This window comes from Paucihalobacter ruber (genome assembly GCF_006494535.1).
GTDB lineage: Bacteria > Bacteroidota > Bacteroidia > Flavobacteriales > Flavobacteriaceae > Paucihalobacter > Paucihalobacter ruber.
Genome location: NZ_VHIQ01000007.1, coordinates 148,540 through 164,992 on the forward strand (window position 1 = coordinate 148,540; position 16,453 = coordinate 164,992).

Below are 16,453 nucleotides of genomic sequence, written 5' to 3' on the forward strand. Positions count from 1 at the left end.
ATTGTAATTAATAAGTTATGACCTTTCTAAAATTCTTTCAATACGCTTATCTGGTGATTGCCGTGTTATTTCTATATGAAGCTGTTGTGGCATGGAACACAGACCGTAACCGTGCATACATGTCCATATTTTTTGTGGTATTGGCACTATTCTTATTCTTCTTTAGAAGAAAGTTCAGAAAGCGCTTTGAAGACAGAAGCAAACAACAATAAATGGACGTCACGGTCATCATAATTTTACTGTCGTTATTACTGTCTGCCTTTTTTTCCGGGATGGAAATTGCCTACATCTCTTCTAATAAAATTTATATTGAAATTGAAAAAAAACAAGGCGGATTTATCTCGGTTATCCTATCCAAGCTAACTGCCAAGCCTTCAAAATTTATTACCAGTATGCTTATTGGTAATAACATTGCCCTGGTAATTTATGGTTTTTTAATGGGTGAAATTTTGGTGAATTGGTTCTCAACATTTGAAAACTCAAGCAACGGATTTTATACTTATTTATTTGTAGATTTAAAATTATTGTCGCAAACGGTTATTTCTACAGTTATCATTTTAATCACAGCCGAATTTCTTCCAAAGGTCTTTTTTCAAATTTATGCCAATACCTTACTCAAGTTTTTTGCGCTACCGGCTTATGTTTTTTATCTGCTGTTTTCTGTCTTTTCAGAATTTTCAATGTGGATATCTAATGTTATTCTAAAAATTGTATTTAAAACAACCGACGATGATCCAACCTTAGAATTAAGCAGGGTAGAACTCGGTAATTATATCAGTGAGCAAATGGAAGCTATTGAAGAAGATGCACCGGTAGATTCTGAAGTTCAGTTTTTCCAAAACGCCTTAGATTTTTCAACTGTAAAAGCCAGAGACGTGATGGTACCGCGAACCGAAATTATTGCTCAAGATACTGAAGACAGTCTGGATGAATTAAGGCATTTATTCATCGAAACGGGCTGCTCTAAAGTTCTTATATATAAAGAGAATATAGATGATGTTCTTGGCTATGTGCACGCCTTTGAATTGTTTAAAAGACCAAAGTCTATCAAAGCGGTTTTGCGTCCGGTAGAATTTGTGCCTGAAACCATGCTGGTTAAAGACATCATGAACACCCTAACTAAAAAGCGCAAAAGTATGGCCGTGGTGATTGATGAATACGGTGGCACCTCAGGCCTACTCACCTTAGAAGATATTGTAGAAGAATTGTTTGGTGAAATTGAAGATGAACACGATAAAGACGAAATGATTGAAGAACAAATCAATCAGCAAACCTTTAAATTTTCGGCGCGCTTAGAAGTAGATTATCTTAACGAAACCTACAAGCTCGGCCTTCCCGAAGATGATTCTTACGAAACCCTGGGCGGATTAATTGTTAACAAAACCGAAGGTATTCCGCAGTTAGACGATGAGGTTAGAATAGATCGTTTTGTATTCAAAATCTTAGAAGCGTCATCAACAAAAATCAATACAGTTCAACTAGAAGTTCACAATATCGAATAAAACGTTCAAATACCTATAAAAACAATTGTTCTTCTTTTATTATTAGGCAGAAAGTACTATTTTCGCACACTTATTTTTATCAATATAAAACAAGAAAATGGCGGTTTTAAATAAAATTAGACAAAAATCAATTGTACTTATAGTAGTTATAGCAATGGCTTTGTTTGCCTTTGTATTATCCGATCTATTTAGAAGTGGAACACTTTTTGGCGGAAATCCTGATATTTTAGCAGTTGTTAATGGCAAAGACATTAACCGTGTAGAGTTTATGCAGCGTGTTGAAAACAGACAAAACCAAATGGGACCACAAAGTTCTGCTATGCAAACCATGAAAAGTGTCTGGGACCAAGAACTTAGAAGATTGGTACTTGAAACCGAATTTGAGAAACTGGGTTTGAGCGTAGAAAAAGATCAAATGAGAGACATTGTTATTCAAAGTTTTTCTAGCTTTCCTGAATTTCAAAACGAAGTTGGTTTGTTCGACGAAAATAAATTAGACGCCTTTATTTCTAATTTAAAAGACATCAATCCGGAGCGTGCACCCATAGGTAACTTTATGATTAATTATGACGAATGGGTGAACAACGAACAAAATTTAGCTAAAGGTACCCTAGAGCAGTCATACTACAACTTAATTAAAGCCGGCATTGGTGCTACTATTGCAGAAGCGCAAACCGAATACGAAAAGGATACCAGAACCTTCGACCTTAAGTTTGCATATGTACCATATACAAAAATAGCCGATAGCCTTATCGAAATTAAGCAAAGCGATATTAAAAATTACGTTGAAAGAAACAAGCAAAACTACGAAACAGAGGCGACCAGAGATATTGTCTTTGTTGAGTTTATAGAAAAAGCTTCAGAAAAAGACGAAGAAGATATTAAAAATAGTATTACAGCATTGTTGCAAGATCGCGTAGAGTTTAACGAAAGTTCTCAAAACGAAGAAACCATCAAAGGCTTTTTAAATACCGATGATATTGAGACTTTTGTAAATGCCAATTCCGATATCAAATTTTTAGACAGATTTTTAATTAAAAGTCAGTTGCCACAAGCGTATGCTGACTCACTTGTAAAAATGCCTGTTGGTGCTATATCGCCGGTTTACAAAAACAACAACTTGTATCAGCTAACCAAAGTTTTAGAAGAAATGCAGGTGGCAGATTCTGTAAAACACTCTCATATTATTGTCCCTTATCAAGGCGCCAATCGTGCCGATGGTATTACGATTAGCCGTGAAGAAGCCAAATCTATAGTAGATAGTTTGCTGCCATTGGTAAAAAACAACAAGGATAAATTTAACGAAGTAGCTTCCGAGATCAATACCGACGGTACAAAAACCACTAATGGCGAAGTAGGTTGGACAAGATTAACCACATTTAATCCAAACGCCTTTGATCCAGATTACGCCAATTACATATTTTTTAATCCGGTAGGAACTGTCGATATCGTAGAAACCCAATTTGGTTATCACATTATAAGAATCGATGAAGCTAAAAACTACGAGCGCGGTATTAAAATTGCCAATTTAGCCCGTAGAATTGAGCCTTCCGAAGAAACCATTAACGAAGTCTTCAACCAAAAAGGTAGATTTGAATTAGCGGTACAAGGAAAAGATTTCAGTGAAGTTGCAACCGAGAATAGCTATATGGTTAAGCCTGTTAACGGTTTAAAAGAATTAGATGAAAGAATCCCCGGATTAGATAACCAAAGACCAATAGTGCGTTGGGCTTTTGAAAAAGATACTAAAGAAGGTGCCGTGAAGAGTTTCCCAATAGCCGGAAAAGGCTTTGCAGTTGTGCAATTGGTAAAGAAGACGCCAAAAGGAATTTTAAGTGTAGAAGACGCCACGGCAGCAGCCTTACCTAAGGTGAGAAATGAGAAAAAAGCTGAACTGATCAGAAAATCCATTAACGCCACAAATGTTGAAGATTTTGCCAAAGAACAAGGGGAAACGGTTAGAACCGCTAATGCTATTAATATGGGAAGTACCACCTTAGCCGGTGCCGGAAACGAGCCAAAAGTTATCGGATTTGCAGCCGGGTTAAAAGAGGGTGAAACCTCAAAATTAATTGATGGCGACAGAGGTGTTTACATGATTGAGGTAACTAAAATCAACGATGCCCCAACATTAGATAATTACACGTCTATTGTTAACAGACTTACCAATGCAAGAACAGGTACTGTAACGGCAAAAGCTTTCGAAGCATTAAAAGAAGCTGCGCAAATTGAAGATAACAGAGCTGTGTTTTATTAAAAGTTAGCATTAGAATATTTATTAAAAGCTTCACTTTTTAGTGAGGCTTTTTTATTTCCTTTGGCTTATTATTTTAGTAATTATTAAAGTAAAAATGACTCTCTGAACCGCTGTCTTTCTCTAAGAAACTGTGTGCAAAAGCAAAATAGCTTGGTTATTTCACCATTTCTAAAAATGGTATAACAGTATCAAATCCCTTTGACTTAAAATACGCTGTTGGGTTTTGGGAAACCCTAGCCATAATAAAATCGCCGCCCCAAGCCCCTAAACTTTTGATGCTACCCGAAAAATCATTAAACAGTTCTTGCTTAACAGGTTTTAGATTGAGCAGTTTTGAAAGAATGCCTTCGTGGTGTTCAATTAAAATATCAAAATCTTTACTGTTTGAGCATTCAATCAATTGCTCCGTCAATTCTGAGATTTCCTTAATGTACTTGCTTTTCTGGTTAGATTGTTGCTTATAGTGAGCAATGGCATTTCGGCTATTTTGCTTTTTGTTTAAATACACAAAGTACAATTCATCTTTAAATGACCAGTTGAGATCTACTGGCGTTACCACTCTATCTATTTCTGTTAACCTATAAGTGATGGCAGTGTTGTGAGCCGCACAAGCGATGTCGTATCCACTGCCTCCAAAAGTTTTTTCGAGTAATTCATAAGCATCAACCTGAGCCCAGTTGGCCAGATTATTTATTAAGGTTGAGGATGACCCTAATCCCCAATGGCGGTTAAAATTGAGTTGGCTTTCTATGGAAAATCCTATGTCTTTTTGAAAGAATTCAGGATTCAATTGGTTAATAGCGTTCAGAATTTTAACAAGGGTAGCAGCAACATCATTGTTAACAGATGCATTCCATTGTCCGTTTTTTAATTTAAAATGAGCTTCAAACCATACAGCGCCGGTTTCTGAGATGCTTCGCCAGGTAATACCGTTAATATTGTTGTGTTCTACCCTTAGTTCCTGACCAAATTGTGTAGGAACAGCTAGGGCAAGCGCGCCGTCTAATACACTGTATTCACCTGTGATTAATAGTTTTCCGTTGCTGTGGTAGGTCTTCAAATTTATTGGTTTGTTGAAGATTGTCTTATCGATGCTAAGGTTTTAACCACTTCGCTGTGGCTAACGGTATGTGTTTTAAAATGATCTACCATTTTGGCTTTTTCTTCCTTGGTAGCTCCCATTTGATTTAAAATATTCATCAAGTGCATTTTCATATGACCTTGTTGAATTCCAGTGGTAGTTAATGACCGCAGTGCTGCGAAATTTTGAGCCAGGCCGGCCACAGCCGTAATTTGCATGAGTTCTCTGGCCGATGGTTTGCCTAACATTTGTAGTGCTACATTTACCAATGGATGTAATTTTGTGAGTCCGCCAACAGTGCCCAATGCCAATGGAATTTCTATCCAGAATTTAAATATGCCGTCTTTTACTTCGGAATGTGTAAGGCTTTTGTAATGACCATCCCGCGCTGCATAGGCGTGAATGCCAGCTTCAACGGCTCTAAAATCGTTTCCGGTGGCTAAAACTACAGCATCTATTCCATTCATAATACCTTTGTTATGAGTAACGGCCCTGTAAGGTTCAACTTCGGCTATTTTGACCGCTTGAATAAATTTCTCGGCAAACTCATGTGGGTTTTCATTATCATTTTCCTTTAAATCTTCAACCTTACAACTCACTTCGGCCTTCACCAAACATTGTGGTACATAATTAGATAAAATACTCATCACAATGGTTAAATCGTGTGGTTGAATTTCAATGTCTTCGGCAGCAGCACTTTTGAAAGTCTTGGCAAATTGCTCTAAACAGGAATTTATAAAATTGGCACCCATGGCGTCTAAAGTTTCAAACGTAGCGTGCAACTGATAATAATTTGGAATCTGTTCGGTTTTATCCCGTAATTCAATATCTAAAATACCGCCACCGCGCTTTTGCATATTGGTGGTTAAAGATGCGGTATCTGAAATTAATTGGCTTTTAACATTGTTGAAAAAGTTTCGCAAAACCATCGCAGATCCCGAAAATGTAAAGTGTACCTGCCCAACTTTGGTGGTGTTGATCACTTCAGCTTTAAATCCGTCACGGTCCAACCAAAACTTGGCAGCCTTACTGGCCGCCGCCACTACCGAGCTTTCTTCAATGGTCATCGGGATGGTGTACATCTTTCCATTAATTAAAAAATTGGGTGCTACAGCAAAAGGTAAATAGTAATTGCTAACGGTATTTTCAATAAACTCGTCATGCAAATTTTGCAGGGCTTCATCTGTATTCCAATATTGTAGAATTACTTTTTTAATTTCGGAATTATTATCGAAGTGATGTTGGAGTAACCAATCAATTTTTTCTATTTTACTTAACTTAGAAAAACCTGTAACGGGTTGTGACATTATCTTGTTTTTTATGCTTGGCAAAGATACTACTATTCAATATAATGTAAATAAATACGAACGGCGTATTGCGTTTTTACTGTTAATAATTAGACTTTTTTGCCAAATTTTTAGTAAACTTGACATCAAATCAACAATAATTTCAAATTAATGTTATACCGTCTTTTTTTAACAGCACTTTTTTTGTGTTGTTTTTCTACAATTGATGCTCAAAATAAATCCATTACATTAGAATCCATTTGGGATGGCACCTTCAGAACACAAGGTATGCAGTCGCTCCATTCCATGAATAACGGACAGCAGTATGCGGTTTTAAATTTTAATAGAGGCGTCGGTACCTCAAGCATAGATTTATACGATTATAAGTCACTTGAAAAGGTAGAAACAGTTTTAAACTCCGAAAGTCTTGATGGTATAGCCTCTTTTATGGACTATGAATTTAGTGCCGACGAGTCAAAAATCCTGCTCACAACAGCTCAAACGCCTATTTTTAGACGCAGTACCGTTGGAACCTATTACGTGTACAGCAGGGCAAATGCGTCTTTGGTAAAGGTATCAGACAATAGTATACAAGAACCAACTTTTTCGCCTAAGGCAAATAAGGTAGCTTATGGCTTTGAGAACAATTTATATGTGAAAGACCTAAGTACAGGCAATACCATACAACTAACATTCGATGGCGAAAATAATAAAATCATCAATGGTATTACAGATTGGGTGTACGAAGAAGAGTTTGGTTTTGTGCGCGCTTTCGACTGGAATGCCGAGGGAACAAAAATAGCTTTTATTAAATTTGACGAAACCGAAGTTCCTGAATTCTCAATGGATGTTTACGGAAGTGATTTGTATCCAAAACAAGATGTATTTAAATATCCAAAAGCAGGTGAGAAAAATGCCGAAGTCTCATTGCATATTTATGATCTTGAAAAAAACACCACCACAAAGGTTGAAGTCAATAAGTCTTATACCGATTTTTATATACCCAGAATTTCCTGGACTAATGACGCCGAAATCTTAAGTGCCCAATACATCAATCGCCATCAAAACGAATTAGATTTATGGATGATTAATGCTACCGATATCTCGACTAAACTGGTTTTGGAAGAACGTGACCAGGCCTATGTTGATGTTACCTCAGATCTCACTTTTTTAGCCGATCACAGTTTTATTTGGACGAGCGAGCGAGATGGATTTAACCACATCTACTATTACGACAAAACAGGGAAACTCATTAATCAAGTCACCAAAGGTAATTGGGAAGTCACGAGCTATTATGGTTACGATGCCAAAACCAAACGCATTTTTTATCAGAGTGTTGAAAACGGCTCGATTAATCGCGATGTGTATGCCATAGGTTTAAATGGTAAAAACAAACAACGGTTAACCAACCAAACCGGTACCAATAGTGCCAATTTTAGTGCAGATTTCAGCTATTTTATCAACACCTTTTCAAATGCAACCATACCACCGGTGTATACCTTACACGACAGTAAAAAGGGAGCGCTTTTAAAAACCATTGTAGATAATGCTTCTTTGATGAACAAGTTAAAAGACTATCAAATATCAACAAAGGAATTCAGCACCATTAATGTTAATGGTAACGAACTCAATATGTATATGATAAAACCTTTAAATTTTGATGCCTCCAAAACCTATCCTTTATTCATGTTTCAGTATTCCGGTCCGGGTTCTCAACAAGTGGCCAATCGCTGGAACGGTGCCAACGATTATTGGCACCAGTTTTTGGCGCAGCAAGATGTTATCATTGCTTGTGTAGATGGCAGAGGTACCGGATTAAAAGGAGCCAACTTTAAAAAAGTGACTCAAAAAGAATTGGGTAAATACGAAGTAAAAGACCAAATTGAGGCCGCTAAACAATTAGGTGCATTGCCTTATATTGATGCCCAACGCATGGGGATTTGGGGTTGGAGCTACGGTGGTTTCATGAGTAGCAACGCTCTGTTTCAAGGTAGCGATGTGTTTAAAATGGCCATAGCTGTGGCACCTGTTACCAGCTGGCGCTTCTACGATACTATTTACACCGAACGCTATATGACCACGCCTCAGGAAAACCCGTCAGGATACGATGATAATTCGCCCATTAACCATGTGAACAAACTTAAGGGCGATTTTTTATTAGTACACGGCTCAGCCGATGACAATGTGCATGTTCAAAATACCACGCGAATGGTAGAAGCCTTGGTACAAGCCAATAAGCAATTTGAGTGGCTGATATATCCAGATAAGAATCACAGTATCTACGGTGGAAATACAAGATTGCACTTATATACCAAAATGACTGATTTTATTCAAAAATCACTAGGAAATTAATAACTAAAAGTAACTAACTTAAATTTAAACTATGTCATCAGCAGTAAAATTACCTCACCAAAAAGAGTTGTTTGGCCACCCGGTTGGTCTGTATGTATTGTTTTTTACCGAAATGTGGGAACGTTTTTCATACTACGGTATGAGAGCCATTTTGGTATTATATCTGGTAGCAGCCACTACCGATGGTAATGCCGGTTTAGGCTGGACCAATGCTGAAGCTTTAGCTCTATATGGTTGGTACACCATGTTTGTTTATGTGGCCTCAATTCCCGGTGGTTGGATTGCAGATAAGTTTCTTGGTCAAAAGAAGTCAGTGTTGTATGGTGGAATTTTGTTGGTTGCAGGTCATAGTATTTTAGCAATTGAAGAGTACTGGGCTTTTTACACAGGTTTAGGATTAATTATTGCCGGAGTTGGACTTTTAAAACCCAATATTTCAACCATGGTTGGAGGTTTGTATAAGCAAGGTGATATTAGACGCGATAAGGGTTTCACCATATTCTATATAGGTATTAATATTGGGGCATTTTTATCCAGTTTAATTGTAGGTTATGTAGGCGAAGTTTATGGATGGCACTACGGTTTTGGTTTGGCAGGTATTGGTATGGCCGCAGGGTTAATACAATATTTAGCAGGGCTAAAATACCTAAAAACGGTTGGTAATTTTCTTGGTACTTCTGAAGATGAAGAAGAAAAGGCTAGTATGAATCGTCCGTTAACCAAAATTGAAAAGGACAGAGTTATTGTTTTGTTCTTATCATTTTTGCTGGTAATTGTATTTTGGGGTGCATTTGAACAAGCAGGCGGATTAATGAATATTTACGCCAAAGAGAATACTGATAGAATATTGTTTGGATGGGAAGTGCCAGCGTCATGGTTCCAGTCTTTAAATGCCATGTTTATTATTTTCCTTGGTACTGCAGTTGCCGGTTACTGGGCTAAACGCAAACTACAGGGTAAACTTTCAACATCCTTATTTAAAATGATACTCGGACTTATTATTATGGGTACGGGATTTTTCTTCATGTCGGCAGCATCGGCTGAGTTTGAAAGTACCGGATCTTCTGCAATGTACTGGTTGGTATTGGCCTATTTGTTTCATACCGTTGGAGAGCTTTGCATCTCGCCTGTGGCCTTATCTTACATTACAAAGCTAGCACCATTAAAATACGGTTCTCTGATGATGGGTGTATACTTTGCTATGACAGGCTTTGGAAATAAGGTTGCCGGTTTGTTGGGTGAATCGGCGTCTAATTTTGGAGAGTTTGCCGTTTTTACAGGTATAGCTATTTTTTGTGTTGTCTTTGGAGGATTAATTTTGTTAATTAGAAGTAAGTTAGAGTATTTAACTCATGGTGTAGAAGACAAGGAAGGCGAGGTAGAATTGACCGAAGGTTTCAATCTTGCAAACGAAGAAATTAACTAATCATCAATAGTTATGAATGCAACAACCAACGAATCAGCAAACTTCTTTAACTCCAAAGTCCTAGGTCACCCATCAGGCTTATTTGTATTGTTTTTTACCGAAATGTGGGAGCGATTTTCATACTATGGTATGCGTGCTATTTTGGTACTCTTTTTAGTAAGTGCTGTTGGTTTAGGTGGCTGGGATTGGCCACGCGAACATGCCTTAGCATTATACGGTACCTATACCGCAATGGTCTATCTTACCCCAATTTTAGGGGGTTTTATTGCCGATAAATATTTGGGCTACACAAAAGCCGTGGTGATTGGTGCCATACTTATGACTTTGGGTCATGCTTCAATGGCACTAGAGTTTCACTCTGCGTTCTTATACATTGGTCTAGGCTTTTTAATTGCCGGTAATGGGTTTTTTAAACCTAATATCACTTCTATTATTTCAGAGCTTTATAAAAATTACCCCGAAAAAAAGGATGGCGCTTACACCATCTTTTATATGGGTGTGAACGCTGGTGCTTTCCTCGGAATTTTACTTTGTGGCTATTTGGGTGAAAAGGTAGGTTGGAGCTATGGCTTTGGATTGGCCGGTATTTTTATGTTTTTTGGTATGTTGCAGTTTTATTTCGCTCAGAAAATTTTTGGCGATGTGGGCAAAAAGCCCTTAGCTGAGACTGAAGAATCCAAGCAAGCCTCCTTAGAATTTGCGGGCGATAAACTTAATCCGTTTTCCTTATTCGATAAAATTTTAATTATTGTGGTAACCTTAATTGGTTTGATTTGGATTATCAATGATCCTGCCGCAAAAATAGGAGGAAGTAGTTTGTTGGTATTTAATGGCGAAGATTGGTCTAACCAAGTTATTTTATTTGCACTTGGTTTATTTTTGCTATTGCTTATTTCAAGAATTGTGCGTTATCCGGCTGTCATCAGAGACCGAATGATAGCCATTGTCTTCTTTGCAATTTTTACAGTTTGTTTTTGGGCTTCTTTTGAGCAAGCCGGTGGTTCTATGACCATTTTTGCTAAAGATTACACAAGCCGTATCATGTCTGGAAATTACGCTACTATTTTCTTAATTGTAAATGTGTTAATTACTGTTGTGCCCATCGCTATTATTACATGGGTGTTATTTTTGCTTTTCAGGCAAACCTATAAAAAGTACTTGCTTTCTAACGTGATTTTGGGAACCAGTTTTGTAATTATTTGGGCCATTGTTATCTGGATGATAAACAGAGATATGAATTCAAGTGCTTTTATCATTAATTATCAAACCGTTGAAAAACCAGTGGTAGATGCCGCCACAGGGCTACAAAAAATAAACGAAGAAACCGGTCTGCCGCTCACCACTTTTGAAGTTGTAACCGAATCTACTAAAGTTGAAGCTGTTGATAAATTGGTGAATAATGAAGTAACCATTATTGAGCCCATGGCACTTAATATTAATGATGAAGTGTTAATTGTTGATGTAGATAAACGTGGTAATTTCATTTTAATAGATGAAGAAAAAGCCGAAAAAATAAGAAGTGCCTTAAAGCCCGGTGAGGCGAGTACCGTGGTAAAGGCCTCAGTTAATCGTATTAAAGATAACGAAATAGAAATTCCTGCGACTTGGTTTTTGATCTTAAACTCTTTGTTTATTATTATTTTTGCACCACTTTTCTCAAAATGGTGGGAAAGTAAATACAACCCAAGTGGGGCTACCAAATACGGGTTGGGTCTTATTCTACTCGGACTCGGTTTTGCGGCACTCGCTTTTGGTTCTTTAGGTATTGAACAAGGCGCCAAAGTGGCTTCGGTAAGTATTATTTGGCTGGTTCTGGCATATTTATTCCACACTTTGGGAGAATTGTGTTTATCTCCTGTAGCGCTGTCTTATATAAGTAAATTAGTGCCGGGAAGAATGATTGCCATGATGTTTGGTATTTGGTATATAGCCATTGCCATTGGTAATAAAATAGCCGGTTCTATGGGTGGAAAAATTGACGCCATTACCGAACAGTACGATATGAGCACGTTTTTCTTAATATTTACTTTGATTCCCGCAGGTTTAGGACTCATTGCGATCTTATTAAATCCCGTTCTCAAAAAATTGATGCACGGTGTGAGATAACGATAAAATTGTTAAATTTAGCTTAGTTTTATGGCTTTTGGGCACGATTTATGTAAGTTTACCCTATTGAATGCAACAAATCTAGTTATGAAACGCCCATATAAAATCATTGACACACAGGAGTATGATTGCCCTAGGGAGTTCCATCTGACCATTAAAAAACAATAAAAATAAACAGATGAAAACAATAATTCATTTCATCCTACTGCTGCTAATAACCACAACAGTTGGGTTAGCCCAGCAAATCAACTGGGTGAGTTTCGAAGAGGCTTTAGAACTTCAAAAAAAGAGTCCTAAAAAAATCATGATGGATGTGTACACCGTTTGGTGTGGACCTTGTAAAATGCTTGATAAGAACACCTTTGCAAATAAAGATGTGGCCGATTTTATAAACAAACATTATTACGCGGTAAAATTTAATGCTGAGGGTAACTCAACCGAGAAGTACATGGGTAAAACTTTTACCAACCCCAATTACGATGCGGCTAAGGCAAAAACAAGAAATGGTACACATCAGCTAACGATGTTTTTAAAGGTTAATGCTTTTCCAACCATCGTCTTTTTTGATGAAAAAGGAGACTATATTACCCCGGTGAGAGGTTATCAAAGTCCGCAACAATTAGAGTTATATCTTAAGTTATTTCAAAGTAACAAACACAAAGAAATGACGTCTCAGGAAGATTTTAATACCTATTATACCAATTTTAAGCCTTCATTCTCGGGAAAGTAAAAGTTATTTATCAATGATATAAAATCCCATTTGACGTGTGCTGTGAAATGGGATTTCTTTTTGGTCGCAGGTGGCCTGCCAACGCTCTACATAACTCGCATAATTGCTCCCATCGGCTACTATTTGTGGTGGGCCTAGCTCGTTAATCAATCTTGTTAGGTTTATTTTAGGTGAATCCCTTAAAATTACTACATCAGGTTTAAAGTTTACATTGTAAATACCAAGACTGTCGACCACAAGAATTAATTTGTTTTCGTATTGCAAAACATTACCTAGCGGGGCGGTTTCAATGCTTTTAATTCTGTTGCCAACTTTATAATTTCTGAGGAGGTTTTGATTGGTGTCTAAACTGTCCGTATTGGAATAGAGTTGAAGATGCCTTCCTGTTTTAATTCCTATCATACTTTCGGCTGTTTTATGAAAGACAATCATTGCTGTGTTTTCTGTACTTTTTAGGGTGATGACATGAGCCAGCTGAAAAATCACAATAGAAGTCAGTGTCCAAACCAACCTTCGCGCGGTTTGTTTTTCAATCAAGCCAACCAACGTTGAAATTAAAATAAACAAAGCCACGAGCTCTAAAATACTTACTGGGATGTCTTTAATTAAAAAACTTTCGTAACCTGCAATCCATTCAATAAATAGATTAAGCCCGGAAATAATATAGGAATAGAGGTTCACAATCCAGCTGTACATCACACCTAATGAGGCAAAAATCATAATAAAGAAACCAAAACCTAAAATCACACCAAGAAAAGGAATAATTACCAGATTAGACAAAAAGAACAGCGACGGGAATTGATGAAAATAGTAAATGCTAATGGGTAATACACTGGCCTGAGCAGCGATGGTGACCGTAAAAATCTCCCATATTTTTCTTGGTAACCAGAATTTTGGTGTTAGAAGTTTCACCAATACCGGCTGAATGCTTACGATGCCGATCACGGCTGTGTAACTCATTTGAAATCCTACTTCAAACAAAAAATTAGGTTTAAAAAGTAATAATATAAATGCCGAGACTGCCAAAGTGTTGTATATATTATTGGCGCGTTTTAGGTTAATAGCTATGGCAACCGCTGTAAACATGGTAACGGCGCGCACCACTGATGGTGATAAACCTGCTACAACGGCATAGCCCCAAAGCAACAGAATCAAAATGATTGTCTTTATGTAAATACCGTTTTTAAGATATTCGAAAGGTTTAAGTAACCAATTTAATAGGTATAAAATAATACCGATATGTAGTCCTGAAATTGCCAAAATATGGATGGCACCCGCCGATACAAAATTGTTTTGAATATCCTCACTAAGATCTTGGCGCTGTCCTAATAACATAGCTTTTACAACTGCCAGTTCATCACCCGCTAAGCCATAAAATTCTAACTGTTTAACGGTGTGATTTCTGAATTTTGCCGCATAGTACGAAATAGATATTACGTGTTGATTGGTTTGTAGTATTTCGGAATATTTGGTATTGATTTGTGAGTACACGTATTGTCGCTCGAGGTAGGCCTTGTAATCAAATTGATGCGGATTTTTAACTCCAGGAAGGTTTTCGGGTTTGGTAGTAACGGCTATTATTTCGCCAACATGTAGTGCCTTTGCCAAACTATCCTGTGAAATGTTGAGCAATAATTTTCCATGCACAGGTTCATCATCATAACTAATAACTTTGGCATAATACCTATCGTTGTAAATATTTGGTTTTAACACATCGCTTATTTCTAAAAGAAATTTTGCGGATGTTTGGTTTTTAACATAATGGGTATAATGTGAATGATGAAGAATGGGTTGATGGAAATGATGTATTAAAACACCACCACTAATCATTAATAACATTGTTGTTAACCCGAACCAAATGGTTTTATTCATTTGATATTTGCCAAGGTAATAAAGTATAAAAAACACAACCAGTAAACCCAGAAATGCATAAATAACCCAATCGATAACTAAATCGAGCCACTGATTTAAGGCGATACCCACGATCAAGCATAAGGAAAAAAGCACGATGGGAAACTTTAGTAACTTCATAAGTCTAAGTTACTAAAAATAAGTATTATAACAAACGCCTGGCTTGTACGTATGCAAAATACCAATAGCGCTCTGCCAACGATGAGGTAATGACGCCTTGTGAAGTAGAAGAATGAATAAATTCGATATAACCTTGGCGTATGCCGGTAACTAAACCTACATGATTAATGTTACGGCTGTTTTTACGGGTGGCGAAAAAAACCAAATCGCCAGGTTTCACATCTTTAATATCAATCCATTCACCTTGTTGGGCTATGGCCGAAGTTGTTCTTGGTAAAGCTATTCCCTCAGTTTGAAACACCGTGTGTAACAAACCGGAGCAATCCATACCTCTTCTGGTAGTACCGCCATATTTGTATTTAACGCCTTCGTAGGTTTTGGCCTCTTTTATAAGCGATAAGGCAACCGGACTAACAGCTTTGACATCTGTTTTAGTGGTTTTTGGTGTTTTTGATGTTGTTTTCTTAGCCGATTTACATGCAGTTAATGAAACCGATAACAGTATGAATAGCAGTAATTTAAAATGATTTTTAGGCAGTGTCAACATACTTATTGTAAACTTTTTACAATTAATTGAGCCGTTTTAGTACTGGCACCTTTTCCTCCTAATATTTGTTCCAATTCAAAATATTCTAAAAACATTTGGTGGCGCTTGTCGGTATTTAAAATAGAATGTAGCTCGGTTGTGAGTTGTTTTTTGTTAAAGTCATTTTGAATGAGTTCTGTAACAACTTTCTTGTTCATAATTAAATTTACCAGCGATATATATTCTAAATTCACCAAACGTTTACCAATTTGATAAGAGAGCCAATTGCCTTTATAGCATACTACTTCGGGTACTTTAAACAGAGCGGTCTCTAAAGTGGCAGTGCCTGATGTTACCAAGGCCGCATACGATACACTCAATAAGTCGTAGGTTTTATTAGACACAAATCCAACCTGACTATTTTTAAGGTACGGCGTGTAAAACTCATCGGTTTGTCCCGGTGCTCCGGCAATCACAAACTGATAATCTTTAAAGCTTTCGGTTATCGATAACATAACTGAGAGCATTTTCTTGATCTCCTGTTTTCGGCTACCGGGCAGCAAGGCAATGATTGGTTGGTTGGTTAAATGGTTGTCTTTTCTAAATTTGATTTCATCAACATTGGGTCTGTCTTGAATGGCATCAATTAGCGGATGCCCGACAAAATGAACAGGAAACTGGTGTTTGTCTTCGTAAAATGTTTTTTCAAAAGGCAATATCACGTACATTTGGTCTATATCGCGCTTAATAGATTTGATGCGATTTTCTTTCCAAGCCCAAATTTGCGGTGAAATGTAGTAATGTGTTTTAAAACCTTCGGCTTTTGCCCATTGAGCAATGCGAAGGTTAAAACCAGGATAGTCAATAAAAATGATGACGTCGGGCTGGTAAGCCTTGATATCTTCTTTACAAAAACTGAGATTTTTAAAGATGGTTTTTAAATTTAGCAGTACTTCAGCAAAACCCATAAAAGCGAGATCACGGTAGTGTTTAACCAGATGATCGCTAACGGCCTGCATTAAATCGCCTCCCCAAAATCTGAATTCAGCCTTAGGGTCTTCAACCTTTAGGGCCTTCATTAAATTAGAACCGTGTAAATCGCCCGAGGCTTCGCCTGCTATGATGTAGTATTTCACTTAAATATGCTATATGTATG

12 protein-coding genes are annotated in these 16,453 nt (G+C 37.2%); 7 read left to right on the forward strand and 5 right to left on the reverse strand.

The window, feature by feature from the left end:
• Positions 1 to 17: 17 nt before the first annotated feature.
• From FJ651_RS13890 to FJ651_RS13900, 3 genes are all read left to right on the forward strand, one after another.
• Complete coding sequence (locus tag FJ651_RS13890) at positions 18 to 212, forward strand: hypothetical protein (RefSeq protein WP_140991147.1); 195 nt, start codon at positions 18 to 20, stop codon at positions 210 to 212.
• Positions 213 to 1,502, forward strand: coding sequence for a hemolysin family protein (locus tag FJ651_RS13895; RefSeq protein ID WP_140991149.1), 1,290 nt, complete (start codon positions 213 to 215; stop codon positions 1,500 to 1,502).
• A 97-nt stretch (positions 1,503 to 1,599) separates the two neighbouring features.
• Positions 1,600 to 3,759, forward strand: coding sequence for a peptidylprolyl isomerase (locus tag FJ651_RS13900; RefSeq protein ID WP_140991151.1), 2,160 nt, complete (start codon positions 1,600 to 1,602; stop codon positions 3,757 to 3,759).
• Between the two features lie 154 nt (positions 3,760 to 3,913).
• Here the strand turns inward: FJ651_RS13900 and FJ651_RS13905 are convergent, their stop codons facing one another.
• A complete protein-coding gene (locus FJ651_RS13905; protein WP_140991152.1) occupies positions 3,914 to 4,819 on the reverse strand; it encodes a GYDIA family GHMP kinase in 906 nt (301 codons plus the stop codon).
• Between the two features lie 2 nt (positions 4,820 to 4,821).
• The gene (locus tag FJ651_RS13910; protein ID WP_140991154.1) at positions 4,822 to 6,147 is read right to left on the reverse strand and encodes a hydroxymethylglutaryl-CoA reductase, degradative; all 1,326 of its coding nucleotides are present in this window, start codon (positions 6,145 to 6,147) and stop codon (positions 4,822 to 4,824) included.
• Positions 6,148 to 6,297: 150 nt separating this feature from the next.
• Here FJ651_RS13910 and FJ651_RS13915 point away from each other — a divergent pair, with 150 nt between their 5' ends.
• From FJ651_RS13915 to FJ651_RS13930, 4 genes are all read left to right on the forward strand, one after another.
• The gene (locus FJ651_RS13915; RefSeq protein WP_140991156.1) at positions 6,298 to 8,478 is read left to right on the forward strand and encodes a S9 family peptidase; all 2,181 of its coding nucleotides are present in this window, start codon (positions 6,298 to 6,300) and stop codon (positions 8,476 to 8,478) included.
• A gap of 31 nt (positions 8,479 to 8,509) precedes the next feature.
• On the forward strand, positions 8,510 to 9,904 hold the full coding sequence (locus FJ651_RS13920) for a peptide MFS transporter (protein WP_140991158.1): 1,395 nt from the start codon (positions 8,510 to 8,512) through the stop codon (positions 9,902 to 9,904).
• 12 nt (positions 9,905 to 9,916) lie between these two features.
• Positions 9,917 to 12,010 carry a peptide MFS transporter gene (locus tag FJ651_RS13925; protein ID WP_140991160.1) on the forward strand — a complete coding sequence of 698 codons (2,094 nt, stop codon included), beginning with the start codon at positions 9,917 to 9,919 and terminating at the stop codon, positions 12,008 to 12,010.
• A 178-nt stretch (positions 12,011 to 12,188) separates the two neighbouring features.
• Entirely contained in the window at positions 12,189 to 12,740 is a 552-nt protein-coding gene (locus tag FJ651_RS13930; protein WP_140991162.1) for a thioredoxin family protein, read from the forward strand.
• 3 nt (positions 12,741 to 12,743) lie between these two features.
• Here the strand turns inward: FJ651_RS13930 and FJ651_RS13935 are convergent, their stop codons facing one another.
• Genes FJ651_RS13935 through lpxB form a run of 3 tightly spaced genes read right to left on the reverse strand, consistent with a single transcriptional unit; the run spans position 12,744 to position 16,433 of the window.
• Positions 12,744 to 14,771, reverse strand: coding sequence for a ComEC/Rec2 family competence protein (locus FJ651_RS13935; RefSeq protein WP_140991163.1), 2,028 nt, complete (start codon positions 14,769 to 14,771; stop codon positions 12,744 to 12,746).
• Between the two features lie 25 nt (positions 14,772 to 14,796).
• Positions 14,797 to 15,318: a C40 family peptidase gene (locus tag FJ651_RS13940; protein WP_140991165.1), complete on the reverse strand. Its 522-nt coding sequence runs from the start codon at positions 15,316 to 15,318 to the stop codon at positions 14,797 to 14,799.
• 2 nt (positions 15,319 to 15,320) lie between these two features.
• On the reverse strand, positions 15,321 to 16,433 hold the full coding sequence (gene lpxB / locus FJ651_RS13945) for a lipid-A-disaccharide synthase (protein ID WP_140991166.1): 1,113 nt from the start codon (positions 16,431 to 16,433) through the stop codon (positions 15,321 to 15,323).
• Positions 16,434 to 16,453 lie beyond the last annotated feature (20 nt).